Below are 19,658 nucleotides of genomic sequence, written 5' to 3' on the forward strand. Positions count from 1 at the left end.
TCCACATCGGATTGGGAAAAATCCAAATGAAATGGATGTTTCTTATAGTGTTGGCCGTGACGCTCGGGACGGCCGCACCCTCACGGGCGGATGAGGACACCTCGCGCGTGTTCGAGATCCGCACCTACACCACGGCCCCGGGCAAGCTGCAGGAGTTGCATCGACGATTTCGTGAGCACACCCTGAAGCTCTTCGAGCGACATGGCATGGTCAACATCGCCTACTGGACGCCTCAGGATCCGAAGGCGGCGAGCAACACCCTCATCTATGTCCTGTCCCACAAGAATCGCGAGGCCGCCGCGCAGAGCTGGGCCGCCTTCGGCGCCGATCCTGAATGGAAACAAGTAGGAGCCGCCTCGGAGGCGAACGGCCCCATCGTCATCAAAGTGGAATCGACGTTCGTCCAAGCCACCGACTTCTCGCCGATGAAGTAGCTCGCAGTTCGCGAGCCAAGGGGACCAACACGGGACGTATTGAAATGAAGCGACAGACACGCATGCTCGTTGCACTGCTGAGCACTCTGGCATTCGGCTCTCAGGGAGATGCCATTGCAGCTCCCGATCAGAAAGCATCCGGCGAGCCCTCGCCAAGCGAACAGCACCCGGCGAGCGACATCTACGATCCACTTGGCCTGGTGTCGAGCGGTCGGCACGGCCAACTCGTCACGCTCGCCGCCCCTTCAGCTTTACCGAGGGCCCCGCGGTCGATCGACATGGCAATGTGTACTTCACCGACCAGCCCAATGACCGGATCTATCGGTGGGATGCCGGGACCCGCAAGGTCGAGCTTTTTCTGGAAGGCACCGGTCGCGCCAACGGCATGGCGTTCGACCGGGAGGGCAACCTCATTGCCGCGGCCGACAGGTATGGAGAGCTTTGGAAGATCCGTCCCGATGGCACGCACGAGGTGCTCATCGACCACTATCAAGGCAAGAGGCTGAACGGACCGAACGACGTGTGGATCAATCCCACGAACGGCGGCATCTACCTTACCGATCCGATTTTTCCGAGAGCCTACTGGGACGCCGACGATCCGCGGCAACAGCCGTGGGAGCCAACGCACTCCGAGCAAGCCCCGCAGGGGAAAGGTGGCTACGTTTACTACTTGCCGCCGGGAGCCCACAGGCTGGTGAGAGTCACGACGGAAGCGATGGGGTGGGAGTCCGACTCCTGGCCGAATGGCGTCGTCGGCACGCCGGACGGCAAGAAACTGTACGTGAACAAGTGGTACTACGATAACAAAGGCGGAACCTGGGTCTTCGACATCAAGGCTGACGGCACGCTCGCGAACATGCGCAAGTTCACCGACTGGGGTGGCGATGGCATGTCGATGGATGAACTGGGGAACGTCTATATCAGTAACGGCGAGGGCGTGCTCGCGTTCGATCCCAATGGCACGCTCATTCTGAAAATTCCGACCGGCTCAGGCGCCACCAACAACACGTTTGCCGGGCGGGATGGCAAAACCCTGTTCATCACCGGTCCTGTCGACCAGGTCACCGCCATCAGGATGAAGGTACGAGGTGCGCGCGACGGGTGTCGGCATTGCCCGCCTCGGCACAAGAAATAATCTCCTCGGCAGCCCGCGGACGATGGTTGCCGCGGGTGCTTCACCAGCGATTTATTTGTAGGAGTTTATTGCGAGAGCGGTGGTTGCTGGTTAGAGTTCCTTCGATAGAGGCATCAGGGGTTGAGCAGTGGCGCATGACATGATCCGGTTTGCGAGCATACGAACTGTGCTTCGCGTGTTTGCACTGCTGCTGGGTTTCTTCGCCTTTGTTTCTATTGGAACGCGTGCCTACGCAGCGAGCGAGAAGTACACGTTCGTGCTCGTCCACGGCGCCACGGCCGGCGGCTGGGAGTGGAAGAGCACGGGCAGGTTCCTGAGCGACGACGGTCACACCGTTTACCGCGCCACGCTCACGGGCCTCGGCGAGCGTGAACACCTCAACAGTCCCGACATCGATCTGCAAACCCACATCAACGATGTGGTGAATTTGATTCTGTACGAGGACCTGCGCGACGTAGTGCTCACCGGGCATAGTTACGGCGGCATGGTGGTCACGGGGGTGATGGATCGAATTCCCGAGCGCATTCGTCACGTCGTGTTCCTCGATGCCGCCGTGCCTGAGGATGGCATGTCGCTGTGGGATCTTTTTGGCGGCAGGCAGCAGGACCCCACACGCTTCGCGGACGGCTTCATGCAAGTGCCCTGGGTCAAGCCCGACACGCCGCCGCCGCACAGCGTGAAGCACTCGATCAAGTGCTTCAACCAGCCGGTCTCTTATAAGAATCCTGCCGCGCTGGCGTTGCCAGTGACCTATGTTGCCTTCGTTCCCAGGGACAAGTCCGCCGAGGAGCGAGCGAAGACGGATAAGAGCTGGCAGCGCGCGGCTGCGCGAGGCTGGACGATTCGCACGTTTCCGGGCGGCCACGTCGCTCAGCAGGAAGATCCTCGGGGTGTGGCGACGCTGATCGAGCAGTCGCTGAACGATCGCAACAAGCCCGCAGCTAAAGCGGTCAAATAACAAACAGTTGCAGCGCCCGGTCTTGCCCACCGAGGAAAGACCGGTGACGCACGTCGCTCGCGTGACTTCCCTCGAACACTACTTCATCTTCTTGCCGAAAATCGTTCGACCCTGAGTATCGACTTCGGCGCCGACCACAGCGCCAGTGGCATCCATGATGAACTCGATGGCGTCCTTGGTGGGATACGCGAGTGTGCGGAAGAGATTCGGTCCTTTCGGCTCGAGCGGCAAAGGCGCCTGACTCGGCACGTGCGCGATGAGCTCGCCGTCGTCCACGGAGAGGGTTGCTACGAACTGACCGAAATCGTACTCGCCTCGGTACGTTTCAAGGCTCTCGGGGGACGGCGTGTAGGGCTCGACCGCCGGTCGGCGTAGCCGCCATGCAGATCGAATCGCCGTGTCTCCTTCCACCGTCCAGCGATCGGCGCGTCGCCAGTTCGCGTCAAACACGCCGGATGCGACATCTCGATCGCGCGGATTCACAGTCGCCTCTGGCGGCGGGCGGCGCCCGTCACGAATCGTCCAATCGCTGGCCATGAAGCCGACACCGATGGAAGGCTCGACGAACTCCGGTTTCCAGAAGTGCATGCCGGTCGCAGAAGTGGCTGCGACCACGAACACGTATCGATGGTCGGCGCGTGAGCTCGGATAGATCATCTGCAGCACGGCATCTTTCACTTGCCAGCGCTTGCCATCGACCTCGATCGAGTTGGCCGACACGCTCATTGGCAGGTGTTTGCCAAGCCGTCGCGTCACCGCGTTTGCATCAGCGCCGCCGAGCAGAATGAGCGAATACGCGCGCTCGTCGTCGGCCGTCACTTCCACGTCCTGCTTCAGGCGCAACGGCTGGTACTGCCACGCCAGCCACACGTCCTGCAGGTCCCGTGCTCGTTCTTCGATACTGCGGCGCATGTGAGGATCGCGCGAGGTCGTGCCGAGCACGACCATGAAAGGCGTGCTGAGGATGTCCGGAATCGGGCCCTCAAGGCCGGGTCGCTTCCGAAATTCGTGTGCCTTGTTCGGCGACGTGACGATCCGCGCGACTCCATTGTCGAGTTGCGCTCGCTGCGACTTGCCGTTCCACACCAGCTCGAGCTCCTGAGCTGAGCCGCGCAAACTCGCCGGAAGCGTCAGATCAAAGGCCGCCAGGTTCTCGGAGTCGATCCGCACGAGGCCCGGTTTCACGACTTCGGCCTCCGCACGGATGACTCTCTCTGGCTCCTCCATGGCGCGGGCTTCGAGCCAATGGGCACGCGCCCCACTCAGATCCGTTGAGCGTAGGCGGACGCGTCGGGGCGCGGCGTTACGGCGATGCTCGAGCAACCAGTCGATGAGGTTCAAGCGCTGCTGCAAGTCCTCGTGTCCCCAGCCCGGCATCTCCCAGTAGCGGACGTCGTAGCCCCAACGCTGCAGCATCTGCGTGGCATGGCGAGAGTTCTCGACACTGACAGTGGCATCGCTGTCGCCGTGAATCACGAGCAGCGGCACGTTCAGCAGGTTCTCGGCGTTGGCGAACGAGCTTCGGCGCTCTTGGATGTAAAACTCGCGCGCATTGCCCGGCTGGTTCTCCGATAGCGAGGGGCCCCTGATCGTGCTCACGCGAAAATCCCAGCCGCCAAACACCGGCGCGGCGGCAGCGAACAACTGTGGATGGCGTGAAGCGATCGCCCACGTGCCGTGCCCGCCCATAGACTCGCCCGTCAGATAGACGCGATCGTCGTCGACCGCGAATCGCGCCTTCGCTTCCTGCAAGCATCGCAGCACGTCTCGCTCGCCGATGCCTAGGTATTGCGCGTTCCCGCGCCCGTGCGGCTCGATATAGATGATGTGCTTGCGTTCGGCGAAGTCGCTGTGACGCTGATCGACCGACCACCAACGATGCAGCGGGGGATTTTCGGGGTTGTAGCCGTGCAGCGATAGCACGAGAGGCCAACGCTGGGCATCGCTGTAATCCGGCGGCAGATAGGCGCGACAGAACTGTACCGATCCATCACTTTCGTCGACGTAGCCGAGGCGAACGAAGCCGCCTGGTCGCACACTGCCAGCGCGTTGCGCGCGATCCAACTCGATCTCCTCATATTCGAGCAGTGGCGAATGAATGCGGGCTGCCAATCCGGGCAGCGCCGCGTTTAGCTGACCATTCGTGCGATCTCGCACGATTTGGGCCAGCAATTGCAGATGGGCGCTGTAGACGCCATCTGTAGGGGCTTCTGCGGCATCGATCAGGCGCTGCGCGGCGGCAGCGGCATCCCCTTTGTACCAGGGCAAATGCACGAGGTACGACTTATCCCAGGCGTCTCTCGTCGCTACGCGAAATTCGTACGCACCGGCCGGCCACGTGCTCGTATCGAGCGTCACCGATGCGCCGCGAGCCACCGTGCGACTGGCGAACACGCGCCCGCCCGCACCCAGAGCGGTGACCTCAACAGGAGCCGCCGCTGAATCCACAGTTAGGTTTGTGTGCACTTCGAGCTGATCGGACGAGTCCCGCAGATAGGGAACGATGACTTCGGGACGCTCGATCAGCGCGCCCGGTTCAACGATACGCAACGTGAATGGCCATGCGTTCGGATCGACTTGCTCGAGGCGCAGCAGCAGCGCGTTATCGCCTTGCCTCATCTGCACGGTAACGCGCTCGCTGTCGCGAGCGAAGGCGGCATAGGAACTGGTGCGTTCGTGGACGCGCTTGCCGTTCAGCCACACTGTGATCGGACCTTGTGCGCCGATTGATAGATCGGCGGCGCCTGCATGCGCTCTTGAGACAGTTCCAGCAACGACCGCGTTCCGCCGGTCCCCGTTGCTGGGCGCGCCGAGAATCGGATTCAAGTCAGTGATCGCGCTCCAAGAGGTGTGCGCCCTCCAGCGCACATTCGCCATGTCCGGGTCGAACGCCTGGCCGTCTGCGGGCTTGAGCGTCGTCGGGTCGATACGATTCGCGACATCGGGCGAGAGCGTGCCCGCAATCAGCCATTGCTTGTGAAAGCGCTCCGATCCGCGCGACCAAATATCGCGGCGCGCGGGCTCGATCTCCACCGCATCGAGCGGCGCCGAGTGAGCGCTCCAGAGGGTCGAGACAAACAGCAGAAATGCCGCTGCGAGAAGGTTGTGCATTGGGCGACCATGAACACCGATAACCCCGCACGCGCGCGCGCATCTTCTCATTGGGACCCTTCCTGTGCTGGCCAGTTGATCGAACCGCTACTTGGACGCGGCAAAGCTGCCGGAGGTTGCGCCGGCGGACCCTGTTTTTGAATTGTACGAGTATTGACGAGCATCGGGCTGGGTGCTAATTACGCTGCTCGCCGCGGACAGTGGAGTGACGATGCGCAGGTGCGTGGGAATTCTTTTGCTCGTGCTGTTCGAGTGGACGGGCGGCGCGCAAGCCGACACTTGGACGCCGGATAACGGCAACGGCACGTACACGAACCCGCTGTTCTACGACGAGTTCTCCGACCCCGACATGATCCGCGTCGGCGAGGACTTCTACCTCACCGGCACCACCATGCACTCGATGCCGGGACTGCCCGTCCTGCATTCGAAGGACCTGGTCAATTGGAACTTCGTAAGTTACGCGGCGAGCAGGCTGGATCTCGGGCCGTCGTTCCGGCTGGAAGGCGGCGCCAGCATCTATGGCCAGGGATTTTGGGCGCCATCGTTTCGCTATCACGACGGCACGTTTTATATCTTCAGCAATGTGAACAAGCAGAGCACGCAACTGTTCACCGCCACGAATCCCGCCGGGCCCTGGCGGCAGCAATCGATGCGCCGGAGCCTGCACGACCTGTCGGTGCTGTTCGACGATGACGGCAAGGTCTATGTGGTGTGGGGCTACCGTTCGATTCAGTTTGCGCAACTGACGGCGGATCTCACCGACATCGTGCCCGGCACGCAGCGCGAAATCATCGCCACCGATGCGGGCATGGGCGAGGGGCTGCACTTCACGAAGATCGACGGGAAATATTTCATCACCAGCGCCTGGTACGACGGCCGCATGCGGATGCCTGCGGCACGAGCCGATCGCCCCGAGGGGCCTTACGAAGTGAACCAGGCGATCAGCATCGATGAGGACTTCGGCCTCGCTCAGGGATATCGCCTCGGCGACATGCGCGGCAAAGCGCCCCCTTATGATATCCGGCCCGGAGATCCTCACGCGCTCGGCCGGCTGTCGTTACATCAGGGCGGAGTGATTCAGACATCGAGCGGCGAGTGGTGGGGCTACTCGATGATGGACTACAACTCGGTGGGGCGACTGACGGCCTTATCGCCAGTCACATGGAAGGATGGATGGCCGTACTTCGGCTTGCCGGGCAATCTGGGGCGCACGCCGCGAACCTGGGTAAAGCCGAAGACCGCTGTCGCACAGCCCGTCACGGTCCCCTACGAACGCGATGACGATTTCTCCGGCAGCGCGCTCAAGCCGATCTGGCAATGGAATCACGTGCCGGTCGAGAATGCATGGTCCTTGGGCGAGCGCAAAGGATACCTACGCCTGCATGCCTTGCCCGCGACCAGCCTGTGGGATGCGCGAAACACGTTGACCCAACGCTCGATCGGTCCGCGCTCGGCGCCATCCGTGCTGCTCGATACTGCCTCGATGCGCGATCAGGATGTGGCGGGCCTTGCGCTGTTCAACCGGCCCTATGCGTGGCTGGGCGTGCAGCGCACAGGCGAGAAGCGGCAGTTGATTCAGTTCGACGAGCAGAGCGGACGCAAGGCCATCCTGGATCTGCCCTCGCAGCGTGTCTGGCTGCGCGCCGAATGTGACTTTCTCACCGAGCAGGCGCGGTTTTCTTATTCCCTCGACGGTGAGCGTTTTGTGCCATTCGGCGAGCCGCTCACGATGGTCTTTCAGCTCACGACGTTTCAAGGCGTGCGCTATGCATTGTTCAACTACAACTCAGCAGGTCAGCGCGGCGGCGCGGCCGATTTCGATGAGTTCGAAGTTGCTCAGCCTGCGCCGCGAGGTTTGATGCGGCCAATTCCATATCGCGAGCGAGTTCTGTTGAGCGCGGCGGGACAGAAGTACGGCCTCGGCGCGGGCGAGGGCGGGCTGGTGGTAGGCGAGCCTCGCGCAATCAAAGTCGTGGACATGCAGTTGGGTCGTGTCGCACTCGAGCTCGGTGAACGGTTCGTCACGGTCGAGGCGAGCGGCGCGGCTGGATTGACCAGCGAACGGCCCGGCCTCGCGGAAACGTTTCAATGGATCGAGACGCCCTCCGGCGAGTTGGTGCTGATGTCGCTGCGTACGCATCGCTTTCTGCGCATCGATCCACAATCACGGCGCATCGTCGCGGACAGTCCCGGGCCGCGGCCCGATGGGGCCGATGGAGTGCGTTGGGCTTGGGAGAAGCCGCGGACATGACCACGAAGTTTCTTGGCGCGACCCTCGCGTTGCTTGCTGTCTTTCCAGCGTTCGCAGCCGACGTGCAGGGCGATCCGTTAGCGCCGACCAGCCGATGGAGCGCATACAGCTCAGGTCGCGCACAAACTTCACCCATGGGCTGGAGCAGCTGGAACGCGTTCGCAACGGACATCGATGAGGACAAGATCCTCGGATCTGCGCAAGCGCTGGTGGACAGCGGGTTGGCCCGCAAGGGTTATCGTTACGTCAACATCGATGACGGATGGTGGCTGCAGCGGCGTGCGAGTGACGGTGAGCTCGTCATCCGCGCTGAGCGGTTTCCATCGACTGTGCGCGCGGGCGGGCTGCCATCCTTCCGGCCGTTTACCGACCGACTGCATGCCATGGGGTTGAAGGCCGGCATCTACTCGGACCTGGGGCGCAACACCTGCTCGCAGGCGTACTCGCCGGATGACTCCGACCTGCCGAAAGGCTCGGTCGAAGAGCGAGAGGTCGGTCTGTATGGCCACATCGATCAGGACATCTCACTGTTCTTCTCCGCGTGGGGCTTCGACTTCATCAAGATCGACGGATGCGGTCTGCGCGCCTATGCAGCCGGCAGCGAGAAAGTGATGTCGGGCGCGTATCGCGAATTGAAGCCGTTGCTCGACATGGACTCGGTCGCAAGGTCCGATATTCCCGGCGTTCAGTCGCTGTTTCGACAGATCGACGCGGCCTTGATTCGCAACAACCCCGATGGTGACTTCGTGCTGTCACTGTGTATCTGGGGTGCGGGAAACGTGCGCGCGTGGGGCAAGGACTTCGGCAACATTTCGCGGACCAGCGATGACATCAACCCGACCTGGGGCCGGTTGCTCACCAACTTCGACAGCGCCGCCAAGCGGGCGCTCTACGCTCACCCGGGTTCGTGGAACGACCCGGACATGCTGTTCATCGGCAAGGGTGACTTCGATGCGGATCACCTGACCGAAGCGCGCTCTCATCTATCGATGTGGGCCATGATCAACGCACCGCTGATGATCGGCATGGATCTGCGGAACGCGACGCCCGCGTTGCTGGAGGTGTTTGGCAATGAGGAAGTGATTGCGCTCAATCAGGATCCCGCCGGGCATCAGGCCGTCGTTGCCTTCGATAGCGGCGAGGTTCAGATCTTCGTGAAGACGCTGAGCACCGGCGAGAAGGCCGTCGCGCTCTTCAATCGAAGCGCCGCCCCGATGGCGGTGGATCTGACCGCGGCTCACCTGAAGTTCCGAGATGATTTGGACGTCGGTCTCGTGGATGTGTGGAATGGACGCAAACAAAGCTTCCGAAAGCAGGTGAGGCTGCACCTCGAAGCGCATCAGACGCTCGTGTTCAAGGCGCGAGGCGCTCGTGTTCTAGCCGAGGGTCTGTATCTTTCCGAGCAGCCCGGTAACGTCAACCCCGCCGTCGATGGCGTGAGGTGGCCTGCGCCCGACCCTACGATTCATCGCTCGGCGTTTGGATGGCAAGGAACGCGAGGTAGCGGTGAACGCCCGATCTATGCCGGATGGGGCGGGGCGCAGCCGGACAGCGCCCCTTTCGGTGAAGCGCTTCGGATCGGCGGCAAGAAGTTCGAGACGGGCATCGGCGTCCTCGCAAACTCGCGTCTGGAGGTGCGCAATCAAGGCTATCGCCAGTTCACCGCCATCGTTGGCGTCAACGACTCGGCCCGAGACGAGCGCCATGCCGTGACCTTCACGGTGTATGGCGACGGCAAGGTGCTCGCCACCAGCCGAGCTCTGAAATGGGGTGAGGAGGGGCAGCGGATCAGCGTCGACGTGTCAGGCGTGAAGATCGTCGAATTGGTCGCGCGTGCCCCCATCGACGATCCTGCGAGCCTTCCTGTGACATGGGCGGAAGCCGCACTATTGTCTGGTTCGGCGCCGGCGCAGGTGTCGCAGCACTGATGTGAAAAACGGGCGTTCGCTTGGGTCACAAGCGAACGACGATACGCTTACCCGCATACGTCACTTCTTTGGTGGCGCGCGCAGGTTCGAAGCCGCCAGGACCTGCGACCGTCATCAACGCGATGTTGAGCTTTCGCTCTCGCACCATGTTCGGAAAGCTGCCCTCACGCGCCTCGATCGTCAGCGTGCGTGCGTGGTCGTTCCAGACCAGATCATACGTTGCCCGCTCGCCTTTCTCGTACGCGTAGGTTTCGTTGTCGTCCTCATAGACGGTGAAGCGCGCATCCGCACCCGGATAGATGCGCACCTCGTAGGGGGCTTCGGGCGCCTGCGTCGCATACTGCACTTGCGGTCCCATCGGAACGATCGAACCCGCTCGCACATAGAGCGGCAGGATGTCGAGTGGGGCCTGCCGCGTCACGCGCTCGCCGCCTGAGAATCGCTGGTTGGTCCAGAAGTCATACCAATCGGCCCCTTTGGGTAGATAGGTCGTCATCGACAAGTCCAGCGCAGGTGCAGGGGCGTTCAGGGCCTGTCGTTCGCTCGGTCGTCGCCACGCAAAGCGCAGCACGCGGTTGCCATCGATTTGGTAATACTCGATTGCGACTTTGACGAGCTGGCCTTTGCGGAACGTTTGTGTCGTGCCCTTGTATCGGGCCGCGCCTGCATTCCAGTCTTCCAGCACCGTTTTGCCGTCCAGGATCAGGCGATAGCCGTCGTTGCCTTCGATGCCGATCTCGTACTCGCCGTCCTCAGGCGCGATCAGCGTGCCTTGCCAGCGCGCGGAGAAGTGCGACAGGCTCGTGAGCCCTTGAGGCACTTCGGCGAGCGGTGGGTCCGGCCAGGTGTGGTCTATTTTCGTGTCGATGAAACGGCTTTTGGGGGTGTCGAAGTTCTCGCCTTCGAAATATTGGCCCGCAAGTCCGGGCTGACCGTCCGGCGTGCGCAGGTATTCGCTCGAGATCGTCGCCGCAGGCGGCGGCAAGAGGTGATACATCGCCCGCGTGACGGGATGGACCAGCAACGAGGGGCCGAACATGAAGCTGTCGTCGATCCGGTCGATGGTGCGATCGTCGGGGAAGTCCATCATCAGCGGCCGCATCAGCGTGTAGTTGTTCGAGGTGACCTGCCAGCTCAAACCATAGATGTACGGCAACAGGCGATAGCGCAGGCGCGTGCTTTTGAGCAGCGAGCCATAAACCTGCGGATCCATTGTCTTGAATAGATAAGGCTCGCGCTCGACGTTGGTGCCGTGGATGCGCATGATCGGGTTGAACGCAGAGAATTGCAGCCAGCGCGCGTACAGCTCGCGCCATGCCGGGTTCTGCTCGCCGCCCGGGAAGTCGGCAACGAAGAAACCGCCGGCGTCCTGAGTCCAATATGGATTGCCCGTCACGGTCACATTGACGCCGTCGGCGACCTGCTGTTTCAGCGTCTTCCAGCTGGCAAAGATGTCGCCGCTCCAGGAAGCCGCGGCGGTGCGCTGGGCGCCGGCCCAGGCCGAGCGCGTCAGCGTGAAGACGCGCCTGTCGCTGCTCGCGCGCTGTCCGTCATAAGTGCCTGCAGTCGTGAGCAGCGAGTAGGGATTCAGGTACCGGGTAAAGTCGCCGAGTGCGTTCGAACCGAGCGCCTTCGTATCACGAATGTTGTCCTGCGCATTCCACATGGCGCTTGCGACCTCGATCTCGGTGCCGTCCATCCACAAGGCATCGACGCCCTTGGCGAGCAGCCCCGATTTGATGTGCTTGAAATAAATCTGGCGCCCGAGCGAGCTGTACGCGTCGTACACGCGCGCGTGTTTGGAGATCCAATGCAGCGGCTGGAAGCGCAGCCCATGCCGGTCGAGTTCGCGGGCCAGTGCGGTGTCGTTGCCGATCGAGGGCCAGATCGACACCATCAACTTCAGATTCATGTCGTGGACCTGGCGAATCATGCCGGCGGGATCGGGATAGCGCGCCGGATCCCAGATCATCCCGCTCCAGCTGCCATCCTTGTCCGATCCCCAGTACTGCCAGTCCTGCACGATGTAATCGAGCGGGAATCCTTCCTTACGGAAGGCGCGGGCGACCTCGAGCAATTGATCCTGGGTCTTGTAGCGCTCTTTGCTCATAAACAGGCCGAACGCCTGCTTCGGATACATCGGCGCCTGACCCGTCAGCGCGCGATACGCACCGATCACCGCATCGGGCGTCTCGCCGGCCATGAAGTAATAATCCACGCCGCCCGGGGCGCTCTCGGCCCACAGCGACGCGCCCTCGGCATCGTCTTTGAACCGCATCTGGGAATAGGCGTCCCACATCACGCCATAGCGCCGTGATGACATCATGACCGGGATGATGATGCCGACATTGGTCTGCACGAGCAGCAGCTCCTTGCCGCGCCGGTTGCTCTGGTCCTCGCCGTTGAAACCAAAGCCATAGATCGCCTCATCCGGGCGCAACGTGAAGACGTTGCGAGCCTCGAGCGTCGGCGCGCCTGAGATCGTCACTTTCTTCAGCGTCTGCGGCGCGCCCGGCTTTTCCTCGGTATAGAGCGTGCCCGTGGGATCGAAGAAGCGCAGCGCGCCGTTCGCCTTGCTGATCTCGATGCGCAGCTTCGCGCTATCGATGGTCAACGCGTTGTCCGTCTCGCCAACGGTGAACGCAATGGGCTGCGGCTTGCCGATCACGACCAGGCTGGGCGCGGTCCAGTAGTTCTCGCCGAGGTTTGCGTTCACTCGCACGCTCGCAGGCCCGTAGAAGATCACGTTCTTGCTGATATCGCCCACGCGAACCTGCACACCCTCTCTGAGGCGCACATACGCGAAAGCCGAATCGGCTGGCCTCAACACGGCTTGGAGATGACCTTTGTCATCGAGCCCAGTCGCCGGTGCAGACGCCCCACGCGACGGCGCGTCTGAGCCTGATGTCTGTGCGGCGACGGACGTCTCAAAGCAGAGCACGAGCAATGCCGCCGACACAGTAGCCTTCCAGCCGATCATCTTGAACAAAGCCTCCGGGCGCTGCTGGAGTGTATAAAGCCTGCCGTTGCGTTAGCGGTAACGTTACGATAATTTGTCTAAGTATTGAAAGAGGGTGGATTGCGCTCGTCACTGCCTATGAAAGATCTCGACTGCGCGAGCTCATCTCGCCGCCGCTTCCTCGCCAATGTGGGTCTGATGAGCGGTTGGGCCGCAATGGCGCCGGCGCCCGTGTTCGCGCTGTCGACGCAAGCGGACCGTGGTGCTACCAAGCTGCAGGCATTCGATCTGGCGGATGTGGATCTGGCCGAGGGCCCGTTCCTGCATGCGCAGCGCATGACCGAAGCCTATCTGCTCAAGCTCGAGCCCGATCGGATGCTGCACAACTTCCGCGTGAACGCGGGATTGAAGGCGAAGGCCGCGGTTTACGGCGGCTGGGAGTCCGAGCCCACCTGGGAGGACATCAATTGTCACGGCCATACGCTCGGTCACTATCTCTCTGCGTGCGCGCTCGCGTATCGATCGACAAACAACAAGCGGTTCAAGCAGCGCATCGAGTACATCGCAAGCGAGCTCGCCGCCTGCCAGCAGGCTTCGGGTAACGGACTGGTCTGCGCCTTCCCGAAGGGACCCGCACTGGTCGAGGCGCATTTGCGTGGCGAGAAGATCACCGGTGTTCCGTGGTACACGCTCCACAAGATCTTCGCTGGGCTTCGCGATGCGGCCTCGATGGCCCACAGCGACACCTCGCGCGCCGTACTGCTGCGGCTTGCCGATTGGACGGTTGAATCCACCCGGCCGCTCTCCGATGCGCAGTTCGAGTCGATGCTGAACACCGAGCATGGCGGCATGAACGAGGTCTTCGCGGATCTGTACTCGCTCACCGGCAATGCCGACTATCGGCGGATGGCGGAGCGTTTCTCTCATAAGGCGATCCTGGAGCCGCTCGCCAAGGGCCGGGATCACCTCGATGGCCTGCATGCCAACACGCAGGTGCCGAAGATCGTCGGCTTTCAGCGCGTCTACGAGATAACCGGGGAACCCAAGTACAACGACGCCGCAGAGTTCTTCTGGAGGACTGTCGCGCGCACGCGCTCCTTCGCAACTGGCGGTCATGGCGACAACGAACACTTCTTCCCGATGGCGGATTTCGCAAAACACGTCTTTTCGGCGAAGGCATCCGAAACGTGTTGCCAGCACAACATGCTGAAGCTGACGAGAGCGCTGTTCGTTCACGATCCGCAAGCAGAGTACGCCGATTACTACGAGCGCACGCTCTACAACGGAATCCTGGCATCGCAAGATCCCGACAGCGGGATGGTGAGCTACTTTCAGGGCGCCCGGCCGGGCTACATGAAGCTGTATCACACGCCGGAGCGCTCGTTCTGGTGCTGCACCGGAACTGGCATGGAGAATCACGTGAAGTATCGTGATTCGATTTATTTCCATGCCGACAGCGCGCTCTATGTGAACCTGTTCATTCCATCCACTGTACGATGGAAGCAGCAGAAGGCGGTGCTGACGCAGACAACCACCTTTCCCGAATCTTCCGGGACCACGTTGAAGCTTGAGCTCGAACAGCCGGCTGAATTCACGCTCAAGCTGCGCCATCCTCGCTGGAGCAAGGCAGCGGTCGTGCTCGTCAACGGCAAGGAAGCGGCGCGCTCGAGCCATCCCTGCAGTTATGTCGACGTGTCGCGCACGTGGCGCAGCGGCGATGAGATCGAATTGCAGCTCACCATGGAAATCGCCACCGACTCGGCGCCGGCCGCTCCGGAGATCGTCGCCTTCACCTATGGGCCTCTGGTCCTCGCGGCGGCGCTTGGACGCGACGGACTGGCCTCGGGCTCGGACATCATCGTCAACGAACGTGAGATCGGGAAGTACAACGATTCACCGTTTACGCCACCGCGGCTGCGCGGTGATCCTGGAACGATCGCCCGCAGCATCCGTCGTGGCGACAGCGCCAACGAATTCTTGCTCGTCTCGACGGAGCAGAAGACGGTGCGACTGATGCCCTACCATCGAATTGCGCACGAGCGGTATGTGACGTATTGGCAGATCGAACCGCCGGCGGTTTAGACCCATCCGTCGTAGCTCCCTTGAGTTTCGCGCCGATTGCGCAGTTGCAGGCGGTCGGCCGTTACTGCGCGAGCGCGCCTCGCCCGTATGCGAAACTCGGGAGCCGTTAACACGAGAAGGAACTTCGACGTGCTCTACAGCGCCGGACTTCGTGCAGTTCTCGCAATCGCATTGGGGTGGGGCGCCCAGGCGGTCATGGTCGACGCCGCGCCGGTCTCGGGCGAGGCGATCAAAGCGCACACTGCCTTTCTTTCTGACGATCTGCTCGAGGGTAGAGAAGCGGGTACGAGAGGCTACGACATCGCGGCGGCTTATGTGGCCACGCAGTTTGCGTTGTACGGCCTGAAGCCTGCAGGTGCGAACCCGGACTTCTATCAGAAGGTGCCATTGCGTCGCCGCTCGCTGCAGCCCGATGGCGTGCGATTCGAAATGCGGACGAAAAGCGGTGCGCAGCTCTATCAGAACGGCCGGGATATCGCGGTAGATGCCAGCGCCACTACGCTCGATGAGGTTATCGAAGCGGATGTGGTTTTTGCCGGATGGGGCATCCGAGCGCCGGGTCTTCGGCACGACGATTACGCGGGATTGAACGTCAGGGGCAAAGCCGTCGTGATTCTGGAAGGAGCGCCAGCGAGCTTTCCCGGTGCGCTGCGCGCGCACTATAGCTGGATTCAGCAAAAGGAACGCATGGCAGCGGAAGCCGGCGCAATCGCTCTGTTGACGCTCAAATCGCCAGAGCGTGAACAATTTTCTCCGTGGGAGCGAACACGGCAGGCTCGACCTTTGCCTGCACTCGGCTGGACCGATCCGGCGCAGCGCGAGCATGCGCCGACGATCAAGGCGACCATTACGCTGGGTCCGGAGGTGGCGCGCTCGTTGTTTGCTCAGGGCGGCCGCAACGTCGATGAGATTTATCAGCAGTCGATCTCGTCGCCGCCGCGCGGCTTCAATCTGCCAGCCTCGATCCGGTTGGCTCGAAAATCCGTTCACGAAGACTCATCGACGTCGAACGTCATCGGCGTGCTGCCCGGTACGGATGCCAGCCTCAAGAATGAATATATCGTCGTCGCCTCGCACCTGGACGCCTGGGTCGGTCCCAAAGCTGGGCCGGACACCATTTACAACGGCGCAGTGGATAACGCAGGCGGCATTGCTGCCATGTTGGAAGTTGCGCGAGTGTTGAGTGCTGCCGGCGGCGCGAAGCGTTCGGTACTCTTCTTCGCCACTGCGGCCGAGGAGAAGGGGTTACTCGGCTCGGACTATTTCGTCGCCCATCCTCTGGTTCCACTGCACGATATCGTCGGCGCGATCAGCGTGGATGGTCTCATGGCATTCCACGACTTCGCAGGTATCGTCGCCCTAGGCGCCGAGCATTCCACGCTGGGCGAGATCTCTCTTGTGGCCGCGCGATCCATCGGCGCGGTCCACGAGCCCGATCCGATTCCCGGTCGCGGCAATCTGGCGCTGAGCGATCAGTATCCATTCCTGCGGGTCGGCATTCCGGTGCTGTTCCCCAATCCCGCTCGGGGAAGTCGCCGTGGCGGCGGCGAAGATGTAGCGGCATGGGATGAGTACGAGTCTCGTCACTACCACCAGCCCTCGGATGCCATGAAGCTGCCTTTACGCTGGGACGTGGCTGAGCGATGGGGACAATACATGTACGCGGTCGTCGCGGGCGCGGCGAACGGGTCGCGACGACCTCTGTGGTATGAGGCAGACGAGCTCGCGGCCGTGTTCGCACCGACAGCCGCTCGTGTCAAACGTCCATAGTTGCTCGAAATCGCCAGGCGATCCGGATGGGCAGGAGCAAAGCTTGCGTGCTTCGCTCCTGCGTCTTGCGAAAATGTAACAGTGCTTATACATTTCCGCCATGCCCGCCCACCCGCCTGCCACCTTGGGTACGCTGCTGAGACATCTCATCGAGAAACTCGATGGCGCGGTCGAGCAGAGCTATGTCGAATCGGGGCTCGCGTACCGCCCTCGCTACACCCCCGTCGTGCGCGCCTTGATGGCGTCTGGCCCAGCCTCGATTCGCAGCATCTCGCGTACCGCTGGAATCACACATTCCGCGGCGAGCCAGACTGTCGCGCAGATGGTCGAGAACGGGCTGGTGCGATTGGAGGCGGGCAGCGACGCACGGGAGCGCATCGTTGTGCTGACACCCGCCGCGAAGGCGATGATTCCCAAGCTCGAGCAGCACTGGCACGCAACCAACGATGCGGCGCGAATGCTCGATTCAGAGCTCTCGATGCCGCTATCGGAGCTGTTGAGAGAGGCGATTGCCGCGCTCGATCGCGCCTCGTTCACGCAGCGTATCGATACGGCGTCGGCGAAGCTCAAACGTTCCAAAAGCAGGAAAAAAGCCTGATGTCGAATCAATTCACGGCGATGCTGGCGATCGGCTGTCTAATCTGCGCCTCGGCGTTCGGGGCGTCCCAGGCAGCGCCTGCCGAGCTCTCGGCGGAGCAGCGAGGCGCTGCATTGAATGCCATCGTCACGACGTTCGAGAAGAGTTACGTATTCCCAGAGATGCGGCCGCGCATCGTTGAGCAGCTGCGCGCGGCGGAGCGTAGCGGTCGCTACAGCACGGAGGACCCTTTGGTCTTCGCCGAACGCGTGACGGAGGATCTGAAGAACACAGGCCACGACAAACATCTGTGGCTCAGTTTTGATCCTTCGGGCTATGCCATCGCGAGCAGCGCGGCTGGCGAGAATGGCGGGGAGGAGGCGTTGTGGCAGAGACTTGCTCTACGGGAGCACCACGGACTCACGGAAATGAGTGTTCTCGGCGGCAACGTGCGCTATTTGAGAATCAAGCGATTCGATTGGCTGAACGATCGCACCGGCGCCGTCTACGACGAGGCGATGCGGTTCCTCAAGGACGGGGACGCCGTGATCATCGATATCAGAGGCAACGGCGGCGGCGCGCACGCCGCGGTTCGCTACCTCGTGAGCCATTTCATGGATCCTGACGTGTTGGAGATGAGCTTCCTGGAAGGCTCGGAGCCACCCGTGCAGTCGCGAACGCTGGAGCACCTGCCTGCCGGCAGAATGAAAGGCATGCCGCTGTATGTACTGATCGATCTCAGCGCCGCCTCGGCGGCGGAAGCCTTCGCCTATGACGTGCAGCAGTTCAAGCTCGGCGAGTTGATCGGCTCGAAAACGGTGGGGGCAGCCAACAACAACAGGCTGCTGCCGATCGCGCCTGGTTTCATTCTCAGCATCTCCTATGGGCGGCCGGTTCATCCCATCAGCAAGAGCAACTGGGAGGGCGTTGGCGTGGCGCCCAGCATCGAGGCCAGTCCAACTCAGGCGTTGGAAGTCGCGCACGCCTTGGCGCTCGAGCGGCTCAGCGCGAAGCAGGATGTTAGCGCTGAGAATCGCGCCGACTATGCGTGGGCCAAGATCGCAGCCGACGCGAAGTTGAATCCCGTCACCCTCGATCCTGCTCGTTTGCAGAGACTCGCGGCGCGTTATGGGACCACCAGCGTCGAGTACCGCGACGGGACGCTATGGCTCACTCGACCGGATCGAGAGCCAGCGCGCTTGACGCCAATGACCGCAGATGGTTTGTTTGCAGTTGAGCGCGTCGACGGACTACGCGTGCGGCTCACCGGTAAGACGATGGAGTTGTTGCGCGCGGGGGCCGCGAAGCCGCAAGTGTTGCCCAGAGGATGAGCGGGCCGACACGGGAGGAGCGAAGCATGAAGGCGTGGTCGAGCACGGTATCCGCGTTGCTATGGATCTGTTCGCTGACTGGCGCTGCCAGCGCCGCCGGCGTCTCTGACTGTCCCTCGGATGAGCGCGCGACGTATGTTTGTAATGTGCGGAACGCGGAAGATCTGGTCGCCATTCGCGACAGCGCGTGGGTCATTGCCGGTCGACTGACCGATCCGCCGACCCAGGGTGGCTTGTATCTCATCGACGCGAGCAGCGGCGCCGCAAGTCCCGTCGCACCTGACTTCAAGGGGCCGAAGGCGTCGATATACTCCGAATGCCCTGGCGCCCCGGGCAAAGATGAGTTCGCAGCGCACGGCATTGCCATCCGTTACGGCGCGGGATCGAAGCACGAGCTGTATGCAGTCAATCACAACGGTCGCGAGTCCATCGAGATCTTCGATCTGGATATGAGCGCGAGGCGGCCAGCGCTGATCTGGAAAGGTTGCGTCCTCGTGCCGCCCGCCGTCATGCCAAATTCAGTGGCGCCGGTGCCGAGCGGTGGGTTCGTGGTTACCAGCTTTGGAATCCGAAGCGACGCTCAGACCTATCAAAAGGCGATGGCCGGCGGCATCAGCGGGTTCGTCGCGAAGTGGGCGCCCGGGGCAGGGTGGTCGGAAGTTGCCGGTACGCAATTCAGCGCCAACAACGGCGTCGCCGTCTCTGAGGATGGCAAGCGATTGTTTGTCACGGGCTGGGGCGACCGCAAGCTCCATGTGATCTCGCTCGGAGAGATTCCATACACCCACCAAGCGGTGGAGTTGGGCGCGCTGCATCCCGATAACATTCGCGCAACGCCTGACGGCAGGCTGCTGATTGCAGGCCAAGCAGCGACGCCGGCGGAGATTTTTGCGTGCACGAGCCTGCCGACCTGCGAAGTAGGTTTCAAAGTCCTCGCCGTCGATCCCCGGTCGCTGTCCGTTGAACCGTTGCTCGATGAGTCCGGCAGCCGCGCGTTCGGCGGCGCCTCCGCCGCGATAATGGTCGGCAACGAGATTTGGGTGGGTACGTTCAGCGGCTCACGTATCGCCCGTTACCGACTGCGAGAGTGACCGTGTGTCGGCCGAACGATGTTGCTCGGCC

The 19,658-nt window shown here is 62.1% G+C and carries 12 protein-coding genes; 10 read left to right on the plus strand and 2 right to left on the minus strand.

The features are described 5' to 3' along the window. The first annotated feature begins 26 nt into the window (after positions 1–26). The 3 genes from GYH35_RS07155 to GYH35_RS07165 all read left to right on the plus strand — a co-directional run bounded on the left by GYH35_RS07155 (position 27) and on the right by GYH35_RS07165 (position 2,527). Positions 27–434, plus strand: coding sequence for an NIPSNAP family protein (locus tag GYH35_RS07155; RefSeq protein ID WP_161828034.1), 408 nt, complete (start codon positions 27–29; stop codon positions 432–434). 136 nt (positions 435–570) lie between these two features. Next, complete coding sequence (locus tag GYH35_RS07160; RefSeq protein ID WP_268894926.1) at positions 571–1,569, plus strand: SMP-30/gluconolactonase/LRE family protein; 999 nt, start codon at positions 571–573, stop codon at positions 1,567–1,569. 175 nt (positions 1,570–1,744) lie between these two features. Further along, complete coding sequence (locus GYH35_RS07165; RefSeq protein ID WP_202624142.1) at positions 1,745–2,527, plus strand: alpha/beta fold hydrolase; 783 nt, start codon at positions 1,745–1,747, stop codon at positions 2,525–2,527. A gap of 78 nt (positions 2,528–2,605) precedes the next feature. Here the strand turns inward: GYH35_RS07165 and GYH35_RS07170 are convergent, their stop codons facing one another. Continuing rightward, complete coding sequence (locus tag GYH35_RS07170; protein ID WP_161815236.1) at positions 2,606–5,638, minus strand: carboxylesterase family protein; 3,033 nt, start codon at positions 5,636–5,638, stop codon at positions 2,606–2,608. Positions 5,639–5,849: 211 nt separating this feature from the next. Between GYH35_RS07170 and GYH35_RS07175 the strand changes: the two genes are divergently transcribed. Further along, positions 5,850–7,889: a glycoside hydrolase family 43 protein gene (locus GYH35_RS07175; RefSeq protein ID WP_161828036.1), complete on the plus strand. Its 2,040-nt coding sequence runs from the start codon at positions 5,850–5,852 to the stop codon at positions 7,887–7,889. Next, positions 7,886–9,817 carry an NPCBM/NEW2 domain-containing protein gene (locus tag GYH35_RS07180; protein WP_161828037.1) on the plus strand — a complete coding sequence of 644 codons (1,932 nt, stop codon included), beginning with the start codon at positions 7,886–7,888 and terminating at the stop codon, positions 9,815–9,817. Before GYH35_RS07175 ends, GYH35_RS07180 begins: the two co-directional genes overlap by 4 nt. Before the next feature lie 25 nt (positions 9,818–9,842). On the opposite strand, the gene GYH35_RS07185 is transcribed toward GYH35_RS07180, so the two are convergent. After that, positions 9,843–12,647, minus strand: a complete 2,805-nt coding sequence (locus GYH35_RS07185) for a TIM-barrel domain-containing protein (RefSeq protein WP_407700194.1) — start codon at positions 12,645–12,647, stop codon at positions 9,843–9,845. A gap of 327 nt (positions 12,648–12,974) precedes the next feature. Between GYH35_RS07185 and GYH35_RS07190 the strand changes: the two genes are divergently transcribed. The 5 genes from GYH35_RS07190 (at position 12,975) to GYH35_RS07210 (ending at position 19,627) form a co-directional block, all read left to right on the plus strand. Beyond that, positions 12,975–14,858 (plus strand): glycoside hydrolase family 127 protein, encoded by a 1,884-nt coding sequence (locus GYH35_RS07190; RefSeq protein ID WP_202624144.1) that lies wholly within the window; start codon positions 12,975–12,977, stop codon positions 14,856–14,858. A gap of 129 nt (positions 14,859–14,987) precedes the next feature. After that, entirely contained in the window at positions 14,988–16,628 is a 1,641-nt protein-coding gene (locus GYH35_RS07195) for a M20/M25/M40 family metallo-hydrolase (protein WP_161828039.1), read from the plus strand. 100 nt (positions 16,629–16,728) lie between these two features. After that, positions 16,729–17,226: a MarR family winged helix-turn-helix transcriptional regulator gene (locus GYH35_RS07200; RefSeq protein ID WP_161828040.1), complete on the plus strand. Its 498-nt coding sequence runs from the start codon at positions 16,729–16,731 to the stop codon at positions 17,224–17,226. Beyond that, the gene (locus GYH35_RS07205) at positions 17,226–18,536 is read left to right on the plus strand and encodes a S41 family peptidase (RefSeq protein WP_161828041.1); all 1,311 of its coding nucleotides are present in this window, start codon (positions 17,226–17,228) and stop codon (positions 18,534–18,536) included. Before GYH35_RS07200 ends, GYH35_RS07205 begins: the two co-directional genes overlap by 1 nt. 26 nt (positions 18,537–18,562) lie before the next feature. Beyond that, a complete protein-coding gene (locus GYH35_RS07210) occupies positions 18,563–19,627 on the plus strand; it encodes an SMP-30/gluconolactonase/LRE family protein (protein ID WP_161828042.1) in 1,065 nt (354 codons plus the stop codon). Positions 19,628–19,658 lie beyond the last annotated feature (31 nt).

It is taken from the genome of Steroidobacter agaridevorans, from assembly GCF_009932555.1.
Lineage (GTDB): Bacteria > Pseudomonadota > Gammaproteobacteria > Steroidobacterales > Steroidobacteraceae > Steroidobacter > Steroidobacter agaridevorans.